We start from the raw sequence: 13,792 nt of genomic DNA on the forward strand, positions 1-13,792 counted from the left end.
GCTCCAGAAGCTCTAGAAGCTCCCCTACATTCCATGCAAATTCACAGCGAATAGGTATTCAAATTGCTCAATTTGTTGCTTGCTCCATTCAGAAAACAAATCTAAGAAAATTTTAGAGCGCAGCTGATTATCCAGTTGCAGTTGAATAATCTCTTCAACCAAAATCAGGTGTACTCCTTTAGAAGTCACTATGGGTTTGAGAACCTGGGGAGGCTTAGCAGCAAAGACAGCAGCAGAAATCTCCGGTTTCAGCTCTTGGCGACGCACTATCCCCCGATATCCACCTATTCGGCGTAGCTCCTTATCCTGGATGTATTGGTGAGCCACCTCTGGGAAACTCATTTCGCCTTCCTGTAGCGCATAAAAGAGTTCCATCGCTAGGTCTTCATCATCCAGGACGACTTCATACATGAGTACACCGGCATAGTCTAGCTGGTGTTCAAAGAAATAGGGTTCAATTTGATCTGCAAAGAGATGGGCAACTAACTTGTTGGAGATAATGCTTATATAAACCAATTCTTCAAAATCATTTAGAGATAGACTATGCTTTTGCAGCCATGCCCTGGTATCGTCAGCACTCTCAAGTTTTTTCATTAACCGGATATTATCTGCTGCTTTCTGAAGTTCTTCAGTCTCCACTTTAATACCTGCCTCAGCTGCGGCAGACGCAATAATCTTGCGGGTAACAATCTCCTCAATGACAGAGGGGATTTTGCAGGATAACTTGACTTGATGAAGGATATCCTCGCTGGAAATAGTGATTGCTTGTGACATGATATACTCCTAAATTCTGTTAGTGACTGTCTATTTCAGCAAGCCCACATAGCTGGGCTAATTCTCGTGTAACCACGAATCCATTTCCTAAAACATCTAAAGTTCAAACCCCCCTTTTTGCAACTTCTTAAACGGGTCAAGAATAAAATCAATAATCCGACGCTGGCGGACAATCACCTCAGCCGTTGCTGTCTGTCCAGCCGCTAAATCTGTACAACCTTGCGAACTTTTAATACAAGTCTGTTTCAACTCAATTTCCAGGTCAAACGTCGCTATCTGTCCCTGCTCAGTTTCCGTCACTTTAGACGTAGGTGAAATCTGACTCACCGTTCCTTCAACTACCCCGTAATCTTGAAACGGATAAGCATCAAACTTCATCTTGACTGGCATCCCTTTACGCAGCGTTCCACTTTCAGATGTCGCCATCTGCGCCCGCAGGATAAGGGAAGCATTCTTGGGTGCAATTTCAGCAATTAACGTACTCGGTTGTACTACCGCCCCAGTTCGTTGAATCGGTAACTGAAAAACTGTCCCATTCACGGGGGCACGTAACACTCGTTGTCCTAACTGAAATTCCCAAGCTTGAATCTGACTTTTGCTCTGAGCAATTTCGGCTTTAAGCGTCGTAACTTGGGTTTGCAGTTCTTTGATCTGTTCTTCACTTTTAAGCATAGCAATATCCCCCGAATGACTCAAACTCTGATAGCTTTTTTCCTGCTCTTGTAAGCGAAGTTTGCCTTGCTCAATATCAGACTGAGCTTGATGAATAATCCTCTGATAGCTACTTTGTTGCTCTTCCTTCCGTAGCTTAGATTGCTGAACATCCGACTCCGCTTGTTCCTGCAATCGTTGCCGTTCTTGAGCCAAATCTTCCTGTTCAACTACCTTAATTTCAGGAACCACACCTTGCTCCTGAATTTGGCGGTAACGTTGGACTTCTCGTTGTGCCTTAGCTAAACGAATTTCTGCTAAATTCAAGGCAGTTTTGCTATAGTCGAGGTTTTTCTCTGCCTGATTTACTTGAGCCAGTTTCTCCTCCTTTTGTAAGTTGTAAGAATTCCTGAGAGACTCCAAATTCTGCCGTGCTTGCTCCACTTGAGCCTGTTTTTCCAAGGCTTGAGCTTGGTTCTGTTGTTGTTGAGCGCGAACTCCCAGAAGTAATTGGTTTTTCATCAATTCCAACTGCGCCAGCCGATTTTGTTGCCCTTCTAATCTCGTCTGAGCTTGCTGGAGTTCGCTCTTAATCTCCTCGGATTCCAGTTCCAGTAACGGCTGTTTGTTGGTGACAAATTGACCTTCCTTAACTAAAACATTAGCTACTGTCCCCGCCACGGGTGCATCCACTTTAAACACATTTCCCTGCGGCTCTAGTCGCCCTCTAGCACTCCCAGTTTCATCCACCTTAGCTAACATTGCCCAGGGTAAGACAATCCCCGCAAACACGACTAAAAAATACAACAACCCCCGCGTCCAAACTCGCGGTACAGTATCAATCAGTTCCTTGGTCAACGATGACCAATCTTCACTAATCAGTTCAGATGAATTTACCTGATTGGGTAGTGCTGTTTGAGCCGGATTATTAGTCATAATCGCTTCAGACAGTTCTTTCTCACCACTATAGTGACCATTCCGACTCCCTGGTTCCTGTGTCGATAGGTTTGGCATTTTATCCTTAATTGTTAATTGTTCATTGTTCATTGGAATTTATAAGGAAAGCCTGTCAGCTAATTGTGGGATATATTTGTTTTGTAGTGAGGGCTTTAGCCCTCTAAAGTTATGCGTTATAGCACTAAAGTGCTTACTACAAACAAAGCACTATTTTAGCTGTGCCACGCCACTACAAAGGTGATAGGCTTCCTTTCTAAGGGCATGTCTGAGACGGATTAAAATGTCAGCGTTCAAAATGACAAAGTACACTAGAAAGTCTCTAATTTCCATTAGCGATTAACCGTTAATTCAACCTGTCACAGTCAGTTGCTGCTGATTGAGGTAAAAATACTGACCCCGTTTTGCCATTAATTCATCGTGAGTTCCACTTTCTACCACAACACCTCTATCTAACACCAAAATTCGGTCAGCATTCCGTACTGTTGAAAGGCGATGAGCAATCACCAGTGTTGTCCGATTTGTCAGAATTGTATTCAGATTCGTCTGAATAATCCGTTCTGATTCAGCATCCAAATTACTCGTCGCTTCATCTAAAATCAACAATCGCGGATTTCCTAATAAAGCACGAGCAATCGCCAGACGCTGTCGTTGTCCCCCCGATAACATTCCTCCCCCTTCACCAATTTGGGTTTCATAACCCATGGGCAATTCCTTAATAAACTGATGCGCTCCCGCCTGTTTCGCCGCTTCAATCACATCATCTAACGTAGCTTCGGGATGACCCACCGTAATATTGTCCCGTATTGTACCCCCAAATAGAAACGTATCCTGGTCAACCACACCAATTTGCTGACGGAGCGATCGCAACGATAAACTGGTAACATCGTAGCCATCAATGAGAATCTTTCCTTCAGTAGCAGGATAAAGTCCCAAAACCAGCTTAGAAATCGTCGTCTTCCCCGAACCACTACGCCCAACTAACGCCACCATTTGCCCTGGCTGCACCTCAAAACTGAGATTTTCTAGGGTATTCAGATCACTTTCGGGATGGTAACGAAACGTGACTTGCTCAAACCGAATATGTCCGCGAATCGGGGGTAAAAACTGACGAGATGACGAGTGTAAATCTTCCTCCGGTTCAGTATCAATCACATCATTAATCCGCTCCACCGCAATTACCACTTCCTGGAAATCATTCCACAACACAATCAGCCGCTGAAAGGGACGAATTACATTCCCCAGCAACATATTAAATGCGACTAATTGCCCAATCGTGAGTTCATTTTGAATCACCAGCCACGCCCCAAACCAGAGTAAGGCTGTCGTGACTACGGCTTCAATGGTTAAGCTAAACGTCTGCAGCGTATTACCAATCACCTGCCCAGAAAAGGACGTTTTAATCGACTTGCCAAGCAAATCCTCCCAATGCCAGCGCACCGTCTGCTCAACCGCCATAGATTTGACAGTACGAATACCCGTCAGGGATTGGATTAAGTACCCCGTTTCCTCCGTATAAGCCCCAAAAATCTCACGGGAAACCCGCTGTAAAAACGGTGTCGCAATTAACGCCAGTAACACAAATGGTGGTACAATAACTAACGTTAACAGTGCCATCTTCCAACTGTACCAAAGCATCAATCCCACATAGATGAACACCGTCAGTAAATCCAGCAGAATGGATAGGGCTTCACCTGTAAGAAAACGCTGAATCTTGCGATTTTCCTGGACACGGGAAATAATGTCTCCCACATAACGAGACTCAAAGAAGCTCAGAGGAAGCCGGAACGTATGGCTAATAAAACCGACAATCAGCGCTAAATCGACTCGGTTGGCGGTATGATCCAGAAGGTACTGCCGCAAGCTAGTCATGGCGACTCGAAACAAGCCAAAGATGAGTAACCCTAACCCGACGGCGGTTAACGTCAATGTGCTGCGCTGTACAACCACCCGATCTAACAGCAATTGAGTAAATAGTGGCGTAATCAGTCCAAAAATCTGAATCAAAACTGATGCAATCAACACCTCCAGCAACACGAGTTGGTGGGGTTTCACCAGTTCAAAGAATTGCCAGAAGGGGGTGCTAGCTTCTTGAGCCTGCTTGAGTAGGGCTGTAGGCTGGAGTAATAATGTATAGCCCGTCCAATCCGCTTTAAATTGGGCATGAGTTAGGCTACGCTGACCAATAGCCGGATCAGCCACAATCACGCGATCGCGAGTCACCTCATAAACGACAATATAGTGCTTCCCTTGCCAATGGACAATCGCCGGTAACCGTTGTTCAGCCAGTTTATTCAGACTGGCTTTTACCGGACGAGTCGTAAACCCAATACTCTCAGCGGCGGCGGCTAACCCCCGCAGTGACGCCCCATTGCGGTCAACATTAGCAATATCCCGCAGGCGATTCACACTAAACCGCTTCCCCCAATAGCGCCCCACCATCACCAGACAAGCAGCACCGCAATCCGAGGCACTTTGCTGAGCAAAGAAGGGATAGCGTCGGGTGATTCGCCCCCACCACTGACCCACTTTTACAGTAGGGTTGGGGAAGTACGCTCGACTTATCTGGGACTGGGGTTTTTGTTCCTCAGGCGGTTGAGACATGACAACCGCCTCAGAGTGACTGACATATTCTGTAACCGAGGGGTTGTCCGTCGATTGGCTAGCGTTTGCCCCCCTCACCTGTGAATCGCGGCGTACTGCGGATGAGTACAAATGCTCTTTTATACAAGGATACTGGCGAATGAGCGATCGCAAAACATCACCGGGAATATAGCAAAGCCTCAACTTGACGGAAGCTCTAGCCGCATAGGGGTGGAATTCCTCCTCTGGAAACAGAGTGAGTTCACCAAATGATGCCCCTGTCTCTAGTGACGTGATTAAATCATCTGTACTATTGAGCAGTCTGACTTTACCCGCCAAAATGATATAGAGTCCCACCGTCGCCTCTGCTGTTTGCCAGAACCGTTTGCCTGGGGTTGGCTCTAGAATTTGAATCTGCTCTAAACAGTTTGAGAGTTCCGCCTCGGAAAGAGCCTGTCCCAAGGTTTGGGCAAGCTGTTGACCAAGCTGTTGCTGGGAAAAAGCTGATGACTTCTGAACCATGAGTTAGTGACTGGTCTTGATAAAATTGAGTGACCACGGGAGTTCGGACTCACAAGCAGATTGCAAGTCGCCAATTCTGATGCGAGAGCCTTGAGGGGTTTCTAACTCCGTTACCTCTGGTGCTGAATCGGATTTGGGTCGAGTGGAGAGTCCCATCTTCTTGAGCAAAAGGTTAACATTGCGATCGCTCACCTCAATCCCCAATTCTTTCGCCAGATGCTTACTTAACCATTGCCCGGTCCAACGCCCAAATGAATAACCATAGTCACGAGGACTATGGCTCACCAGTTCTTTCAACCGCTCTAAATACTGATCATTCACCGTCTTCGGGCGACCAATCCGACTCTCTTGCCATTGGTGTGCCATTCCCGCACGGGCGATGTGTATCCAATGCCGTGCGGTTGCTGGACAACACCCCAAGGTTTGACAAATTTTGGCTTGCGATATCCCTTCATCTGCCAGCAACATGATTTCAATCCGCTGGCGGTACTTTTCCGGTAAATCCTCTTGCAGACTTTTTTGCAGTAGTTTGCGCTGAAACGGTGTTAGATACTGACCCGATGTTTTCACCGTCATCTCTCCTTATGGAATTTCAGTTATGGCGAATCACTGAGCGTCAACCATCAGGGTGATGATTTCCCCTTGCCGATACAGTCACAAGTTGGTTGAGTTGGTCACGCTTGTGACTTGTTAGTCACTATTGTGACAATTATTTCGCTAGTTGTCAATCTAGTTGCGGCAATAGACGAACACCCCTACAGACAGAGGAAAGTATGTCGGCTAGAATTGGGGAGAATTAAAAGTCACAGCCAACTCGCTTAAGTAATAGTCACAAGTGTGGATGAGCTAGCCAGCGATGAACCAGAATGAATCAAAAGGAGTTCGAGGAAGCATTTAATCGGCTAACACCCCGACGCAAACAGGTGTTACAACGAGTATTGGCGGGTGAAACCGATGGAGCGATCGCCAAGTCTCTGGAGATTGGAGAAGCGACAGTCAGAAAACATATTGAGCGGATTTGTCAAACATTAGGCTTAGACAATAACCATGCCGATGAGCGCCGCTACAAACGCTTGGAAGTCGCTAAGCTCGTTGCCAAGTACAAACCTGAACTACTCACAGACTCCACCCCTGTCACTGCCAATGAAGTCACAGAAACAGCCAATGCCAAAGACACCAGTGATGCTGAGAGAGGGGATACCCAAACCCCTGAGCCGACAAAGTTAGCTGAACCCTCTCAAGATGAACCTGATGTCATCTGGCAGTTACCCGCCATGACCCCACCCGTTCGCGAGCAGCTCCTCAAAACCTTCAGCCAACTTATTGACGAGGAACCCAAACGGAAACAAATTGCTAAAAATCTCAACAAAATTGGCTATGAACGCTACCTAGACGGGGACTTCCAAAGTGCTGCATTTTATTTACAGTGGGCAATTGAATTTAATCCCAACCTAGGCGGCGCTCACTACAACCTGGGTTCAACCTATGAAAAGCTGGAAGATGTTGAGCGTGCCTACCACCATTACCAAACAGCAGCCAACCACAAGGGACGCGCCGCCGATGCTGCCCTGAGTAACCTGGCTCGTTTAGACATTTTGGCAGGAAACAGCGCTACAGCAATTGAGCGACTCTTACCAAGAATAAACCAGGTTAAGGATGCTTCGGTGAAATCCTCTGTCCACAAAAATCTGGGTTGGGCGTATCTGCTACAAAAACACTATTCTGACGCCCAATATCACCTGCAAAAGGCAATTGAATTAGATAGCGAACGTGCGGCTAGTTACTGTTTACTGGCACAAGTGCAAGACATTCAAGGGGACGAGGAAAGCGCTCTGGCATCATGGGCAAACTGCCTTACCTATGACACCAGAGACAAGAGACGAAAAGAAGTCGCTTGGAGATCTCCGGAATTAGACTTCTGGCAGTTTCAGGCACGCGAACGCCTAAAACCTGTAGGCAATTAGGCAAAAACGTCTGGACAACGAGTGACGTTTTCCGTTCCAGGTAGCGGTACTAGAGTTCGGCTTCAAGGATTAGGAACAATTGGCACATCATTTTCATCATCCTCATCATCATCCTCCTGAATAGAGTGAGTAGACATAGAGTTACCGATGAGTGCAAAGTAATACATGGCTGTAGCCAACTAAAGTTCACAACAAATCAAGACTGCTGTTCACACTCACATCACAATCTTCCTCATGCTGGCGGTGCTTGGCAGTCATTTGACCGTTGAACTTAGAATAATTGGGGGAATTGCCTTCAAACCAGCTACCCGCGCCGGACGCTAGAAACTTTCTACAATAAGCGATAGACAGTTAGGGAATATTGCTAAAATTAGGGGATTCCCCCAACTTTCTGACAGGGTTTGACTTGGCAATGGCGAGACCACAAGTTCTCTAATTCTAAATCTGGGCATTGCTTGCCAATATGTAAAGGAATATAGCGCTACGAGGATACGTTAGGACATCAGTTAGTCCAAGAGGGAACAGGGAACAGGGAACAGGGAACAGTAAAGAATGTCCTAACCTGTCTTAGTACCGCTATACCAGCTAGCGATTGACTCCTATCAGCAATCACTAACCATTCATGTTCCAGAAAAGCGGTTACTTCCTCAACCACCCACTCCTTTCCCGTTGGGAGATGAACTGGGAGAATTCAATCCGTTGATGGGACATTCGGGTGAAAAGTCGGCATTTTCGTACAGGTATTTTATACCGTTCGATTGTTTTGATTAACTTTCTTTTTTCGATATACTGGGTAATAATTTCGATCCAGTTAATCTGTGCGGTTATTGGTTATTGGTTATTAGTCTCAAATCTTAACGACAAGAGGGCGGGTTTTGTTGATAAGTTATCGGTATACCCATCAATTAAACGGCTCGCGCCCGCCCCGACAATACGATATAACTTTTGCCTCCTTCTACCCTTTTACCTGTCATTGATCATTTGTCCTTTGTTAAGTTTTCCGAGGCTATAGCCGACGCTAAACGCTGGGCGAGGTCAACAATATTATCTTTCCGGGCAATTTGGTCGTGCCATTCTTGAGGAATTTGTTCCACTCCGTAATATAGACCCGCTAATCCTCCGGTAACGGCTGCCGTGGTATCGGTATCACTGCCTAAATTAACGGCTTTTAACACAGATTGGGAATAGGATGTACTGGTTAAAAAACACCACAATGCTGCCTCTAAGGTATGAACAACATAGCTTCCCGATTTAATTTTCTCCATGGATAACTGGGCAATTTTTCCATTGAATACTCTAGTAAATTGATCCAGTTGTGAGGTGTAGGGAGGTTGATTGTAGAGTTCCTGAATCTTTTGAATTCCTTTGAAATAAGCAGGTTCTGGATCATCACGTTCTAGTAATTGAATCGCGATACTGATATAAATCCCACATGACATCTGAGAACGGAGATGGGCATGAGTAATGCTAGAAACCTGGTGAACTCTGCGAATTAAATCAGGAAATTCGAGGGATTGATAATAAAAAGCCATGGGCAGAATTCGCATCAATGACCCATTACCATTACTCCGTTCATCCCTACCCCCTGATTCTAAGGGAGAAACATGATCCCAACGCAGGCGACGTAGGGCGGCTGCTGTTGTCATCCCAATATCAAAAACCGTTCCGTGAGGCGTCCAATAGTCTTGATCATGCCAACGACAAAACGATTGGGCGATCGCGTCGAGGGAAAATCCCTGACAGAGGCTTTCGGCTAAACAGAAGGTGAGAGAACTGTCATCTGACCAGGTTCCTGGGGGCTGATTATAGGTTCCATAGCCCTGCATAGAGGTGACAGGCGATCGCAGGCGTTCCTCCCTAGTGGTAAATTCCACAGGTACACCCAACGCATCGCCCACACAGACTCCCAGGAGTCCGGCGAGGACTTGAGATTGGCGGGTTTCCATGAACAATTTCTCCCCACTTGAGACAATAAAAAAAAGGTGGGCATAGCCCACCCGAAAACGATGACAAATAACAAATGATCCTTTACCAGCTTAACGGGTATTGTGCGACTCAAAATTGAACGGTTCCGAATCCAACGATTCGCGATCGCCAACCATGGATCGAATCCCCTCAATCGTAGCCGGAATCGCACGGGGGTCCATAAACATTACCTTGCTACTATCGCTACTGCCAATCTCTTTACCCATATCCAGATAATTCTGTGCCAGTAAGAACTGCAGGGCATCACGGGCAACAGGATCACTCTTGAGTGTCTTCGCCACAATTTGCAGCGCCTCTGAGGTAGCTTGCGCCTTGAGAACGGACTGCTGGCGTTCGGCTTGGGCTTTGAGGACAATCGCCTTTTGTTGCGCTTCTGCGTCTAAAATCGCCGCCTTTTGTCGCGCTTCTGCATCCAGCACTTGGGCTTCCGCGTTCCCTCTGGCACTATTCACTGCCGATTCCCGTTCCCCTTCTGACGTGAGAATTGCCGCCCGTTTGCGCCGTTCGGCTGACATCTGCAACTCCATCGAGTCTTGTACCGCCTTGGATGGCACAATATCCCGCAATTCCACCCGTGTTACTTTCACGCCCCAGGGATCAGTAGCAATATCCAATTCCCGCAGCAAGGTTTCATTCACTTCAGAACGCGCCGTAAAGGTTTGATCCAGTTCCAGTTTGCCCATTTCTGAACGAATCTGTGTCAGCACTAAATTCACCATTGCTGCTTGCAGATCTTCTACCTTGTAGTAAGCTTTTTCCATATCCATGATCCGCCAATAGACCACGGCGTCCACGCTGATGGAAACATTATCGCAAGTGATGCACTTTTGGGGAGGAATGTCAAGCACTTTTTCCCGGATCGTTTCCTTGAATACGACGCGATCCAGAATCGGAACCATAATATTCAAGCCGGGTTCCAGTTTTTTGCCACTGTATTTCCCCAATCGTTCCACTAACGCTTCATTTCCTTGATTAACAATCTTAATGGAGCTAGCCATCGTGGAACCGCCAAGCACCAAAATAATCAGCCAAGCGAATGGATTCATGTTATTCTACCTCCTAAAAGTTTGATAATATGCCACCGACAAAGAATAGCCAGAGTTTTCAAACGGAAAATTTAATGTAAGAGATCCTGGGGAACCACAATGAGTGTGTTACCTTGACGGCGGACAACATAAACCTTTTGGTTAGGTGCGATCGCCGCCATTTCATCATCACAACGCGCTTGCCAAGAATTGCCTTCATAGAGGATGCGTCCCGTTTCTCCTGGGGGAATTTCGGTCAGGGTTCGAGCTTCCACCGCATCGAAACGTTTAGCGATCTTGGCGGCTGGGAGAATGCGGCGAGATGCAATCACCAGCGCTGTGGATAGCGCCAACCATAGCACAACTTGTACCGGAAACAGGGGAATCATTAACGCCACCAGCGCCACGACTAAAGCGCTAATTCCCATGGTAAAGGCAACAAACGCCGTCGGCACGAATAGCTCCACCAGACAAAGCATTGATCCTGCCAGGAGCCAAAGTAGGGAAGGATTGAGTGACATATAAAAATCCAGCGTATCCTGGGTTGAAAGGATTTTATTCTTCTAGTTTAGTTTGCCACTGTGCCATTCTTGGGAAGCTGGGGGAGCTGGGGAAGCTGGGGAAGCTGGGGAAGCTGGGGAAGCTGGGGAAGCTGGGGGAGCTGGGGAAGCTGGGGAAGCTGGGGGAGCTGGGGAAGCTGGGGAAGCTGGGGAAGCTGGGGAAGCTGGGGAAGCTGGGGAAGCTGGGGGAGCTGGGGAAGCAATAACCAATGAAAAATGACCAAGAATGAGGGACAAACTATAGACACAGCGCCATGTTTTGATTATGCTTATTAATTCGAGGGGAATGACAGGGAATTAAACTCTGAATCGGGACGCTTGGTATTAAAACACTCCAGTTGCCAATTCATTCCAAAATTATTTTTTAAGATTTATGAGTACTGATCAGCCGCAAACTAATCATTATCTGTGGGCAGTAGGTGCAACGGCTGCATCGATCCCAGCGGGGGAAATGGTTGCCGAACGGTATCAAGTCGTTGCCCCTCAAATTTGGCTGGATCTGCACCCAGAGGAGTTACCTCAGGCTCCCGATCGCATAAGTGGCATGTTTCTCCCCTATCTACGCCTCTATCCCCATCGTTTGCACGTTCCAGAGGTTTATGGCGTTTGTTCCGGGGCAGACTCTCAATCGGATACGCCGATTATTTTGCTGGAAAATGTCCCAATTAACAACAACGGTGAACTCTATCCAGCCATCAGCACAGCATGGTCAAAAGCCTCCCCTGTGCGTCAGATTTATTGGTTATGGCAAATTTTAGAGTTATGGCAACCGTTAGTTGAATTAGGCGTAGCTGCCACCCTGGTTGATCCCGAACAGGTGCGAGTCGAAGGCTGGCGGGTGCGACTGCGGGAACTGGTTAGGAATGGGACGACGGATTCTGATCCCACACCTGTCCCCCTGTCAGTCAGAGGTAAAAAAACCGACTCATCAACCATTGCGTCTAGAGGTACAACAACCCTACCCCACTCCCGAACTCAGGCGAGTCTGCAACAGCTAGGAAAATGTTGGGAATCTTGGTGTCGCACAGCATCCGTGGCGGTGGCGGATCAACTGCGAGATATCGCCCAGCAAATGCAAACGCCTAACCCCTCCTTTGAGGCAATTGCCGTTCAGCTTAATCAGCTTCTGTTGGCTCAATCTTCGCGACAACCCCTACGTTTAGAAGTAGCTGGACTCACGGATACGGGTCCTTTACATGACCACAATGAGGATAGCTGCTATCCTTTGCGATCGGATTTGACCGCAGAACCTGATCCCCTGATTTCTCATCTCTCCCTCGTCTGTGATGGGATTGGCGGACATGAAGGCGGCGAAGTCGCTAGCCATATCGCCATGCAGTCGGTGAAAATTCAGGTGCGGGCGTTGCTAGCTGAGTTACTCGAAGATCCGGAACTGATGAGTCCGGATTTAGTGGCACAACAACTATCGGCAATTGTTCGAGTTGTCAATAATCTTATTGCTTCTAAGAACGACCAACAAGAACGAGAATCCCGGCGGCGTATGGGTACAACTTTAACCCTAGCCCTACAATTGCCGCAAACGGTGATTCAATCGGATAGCGAAGGCAATAGTCACGAACTCTACATTGCCAGTGTCGGGGATAGTCGTGCCTACTGGATCACTCCCGACTACTGCCAACAGCTTACTGTCGATGATGATGTGACAACGCGGGAAGTCAGGATGGGTCGAAGTTTTTACCGTCATGCCTTACAGCGCCCAGATGCTGGCGCATTGACCCAAGCCGTAGGAACTAAGGATGCGGAGTCTCTTTATCCCCATGTACGCCGCTTGATTTTAGAGGAAGATGGTTTATTGTTGCTCTGTTCCGATGGGGTAAGTGATAACAATTTGATCGAGTCTGTTTATGCGGATTTTGCCAAAGATGTGTTCAGTGGCAAGCTATCCCTAGAAGCAGCAGTACAGTTTCTGGTTGATCAGGCAAATCAACGGAATGGTTATGATAATGCTTCCGTTGTTCTCACCTATTGTGGTGTTTCTCCACAATATCCAGTGGTGTTGAATCTGGAAGGATTACAACTGGAAAAGAATGCCCAGACTATCGAGTTAGAGACTCAATTGCCAACCCCAGAGGAACCTGTTGGTGAGGAGGACGAGGAAATGTCCGAACCCATAGACGTTGAAGTCGCATCCTCTAGTCAGGATTGGTTCAAGATCATCATCGGAGTTTTTGGCATACTGTTGATTATCTTCTCGGCGGGCGCTGCTGTGTTTATTGCCCAGTGGCTACTCAATCCCCAAGCATTCAAACAAATGCGCGATCGCTTTTCGCCTCCCCAACCGATAGAACAGCCTGAGTCTATCCCTGATTCACCACCTGAATTAGAGGATTAAGAGACAGGGCGTAGCGGCAATGGTGCGTTACGCTACGCTAACGCACCCTACAGATAGATCCTATGCATCAGTCCTATGAACAATGAACAATGAACGGTAAACAATCAACACAAATAACTTTTTCTAACATCTCGTTACCAAAATGGTTACGGGGACATGTTAAAGAGTGAGGGGTTTTAGAATCGAAGGTAAAGCTAAAACTCCTCATGCCAAATATCGTGGGACTTAGAGAGTTCCACGGTTTTTTATGACGGCTTACTGAAATGGTACGTTATGGTTCCTAGAGCGCCGGTCCAGTAATCACGATGGGGGTAAAGCATGAGAAAATGGGTTGACACAACAGTTGTCAGAGGTCTGATTAGATGAAGTTTTATAAAGAATTTCTCATTCTCATTTAAGTCAAGCAGGAAGAAAACCAAT

At 47.0% G+C, this 13,792-nt stretch carries 11 protein-coding genes; 3 read left to right on the forward strand and 8 right to left on the reverse strand.

The window, feature by feature from the left end:
- Positions 1–24 precede the first annotated feature (24 nt).
- The 4 genes from RIC07_RS09990 to RIC07_RS10005 form a co-directional block, all read right to left on the reverse strand.
- Positions 25–774, reverse strand: coding sequence for a peptidylprolyl isomerase (locus RIC07_RS09990; RefSeq protein WP_446394381.1), 750 nt, complete (start codon positions 772–774; stop codon positions 25–27).
- Between the two features lie 96 nt (positions 775–870).
- Complete coding sequence (locus RIC07_RS09995; protein WP_446394382.1) at positions 871–2,472, reverse strand: HlyD family efflux transporter periplasmic adaptor subunit; 1,602 nt, start codon at positions 2,470–2,472, stop codon at positions 871–873.
- A 258-nt stretch (positions 2,473–2,730) separates the two neighbouring features.
- Positions 2,731–5,484 carry a peptidase domain-containing ABC transporter gene (locus RIC07_RS10000; protein WP_446394383.1) on the reverse strand — a complete coding sequence of 918 codons (2,754 nt, stop codon included), beginning with the start codon at positions 5,482–5,484 and terminating at the stop codon, positions 2,731–2,733.
- A 3-nt stretch (positions 5,485–5,487) separates the two neighbouring features.
- Positions 5,488–6,060, reverse strand: coding sequence for a helix-turn-helix domain-containing protein (locus tag RIC07_RS10005; RefSeq protein ID WP_446394384.1), 573 nt, complete (start codon positions 6,058–6,060; stop codon positions 5,488–5,490).
- 290 nt (positions 6,061–6,350) lie between these two features.
- Between RIC07_RS10005 and RIC07_RS10010 the strand changes: the two genes are divergently transcribed.
- Positions 6,351–7,448, forward strand: a complete 1,098-nt coding sequence (locus tag RIC07_RS10010) for a tetratricopeptide repeat protein (protein ID WP_446394385.1) — start codon at positions 6,351–6,353, stop codon at positions 7,446–7,448.
- Positions 7,449–7,950: 502 nt separating this feature from the next.
- Here the strand turns inward: RIC07_RS10010 and RIC07_RS10015 are convergent.
- The 4 genes from RIC07_RS10015 to RIC07_RS10030 all read right to left on the reverse strand — a co-directional run bounded on the left by RIC07_RS10015 (position 7,951) and on the right by RIC07_RS10030 (position 10,980).
- Entirely contained in the window at positions 7,951–8,103 is a 153-nt protein-coding gene (locus RIC07_RS10015) for a hypothetical protein (RefSeq protein WP_446394386.1), read from the reverse strand.
- 322 nt (positions 8,104–8,425) lie between these two features.
- The gene (locus RIC07_RS10020) at positions 8,426–9,394 is read right to left on the reverse strand and encodes an ADP-ribosylglycohydrolase family protein (protein ID WP_446394387.1); all 969 of its coding nucleotides are present in this window, start codon (positions 9,392–9,394) and stop codon (positions 8,426–8,428) included.
- Positions 9,395–9,484: 90 nt separating this feature from the next.
- Positions 9,485–10,480 (reverse strand): SPFH domain-containing protein, encoded by a 996-nt coding sequence (locus RIC07_RS10025; RefSeq protein WP_446394388.1) that lies wholly within the window; start codon positions 10,478–10,480, stop codon positions 9,485–9,487.
- A gap of 71 nt (positions 10,481–10,551) precedes the next feature.
- Positions 10,552–10,980, reverse strand: a complete 429-nt coding sequence (locus tag RIC07_RS10030) for an NfeD family protein (RefSeq protein WP_446375216.1) — start codon at positions 10,978–10,980, stop codon at positions 10,552–10,554.
- 52 nt (positions 10,981–11,032) lie between these two features.
- Here RIC07_RS10030 and RIC07_RS10035 point away from each other — a divergent pair, with 52 nt between their 5' ends.
- Positions 11,033–11,239, forward strand: coding sequence for a hypothetical protein (locus tag RIC07_RS10035; RefSeq protein ID WP_446394389.1), 207 nt, complete (start codon positions 11,033–11,035; stop codon positions 11,237–11,239).
- A gap of 153 nt (positions 11,240–11,392) precedes the next feature.
- Complete coding sequence (locus RIC07_RS10040) at positions 11,393–13,372, forward strand: PP2C family protein-serine/threonine phosphatase (protein WP_446394390.1); 1,980 nt, start codon at positions 11,393–11,395, stop codon at positions 13,370–13,372.
- Positions 13,373–13,792: the final 420 nt, after the last annotated feature.

The sequence above is a fragment of the Coleofasciculus sp. E1-EBD-02 genome (assembly GCF_040218245.1).
Lineage (GTDB): Bacteria > Cyanobacteriota > Cyanobacteriia > Cyanobacteriales > Coleofasciculaceae > Coleofasciculus.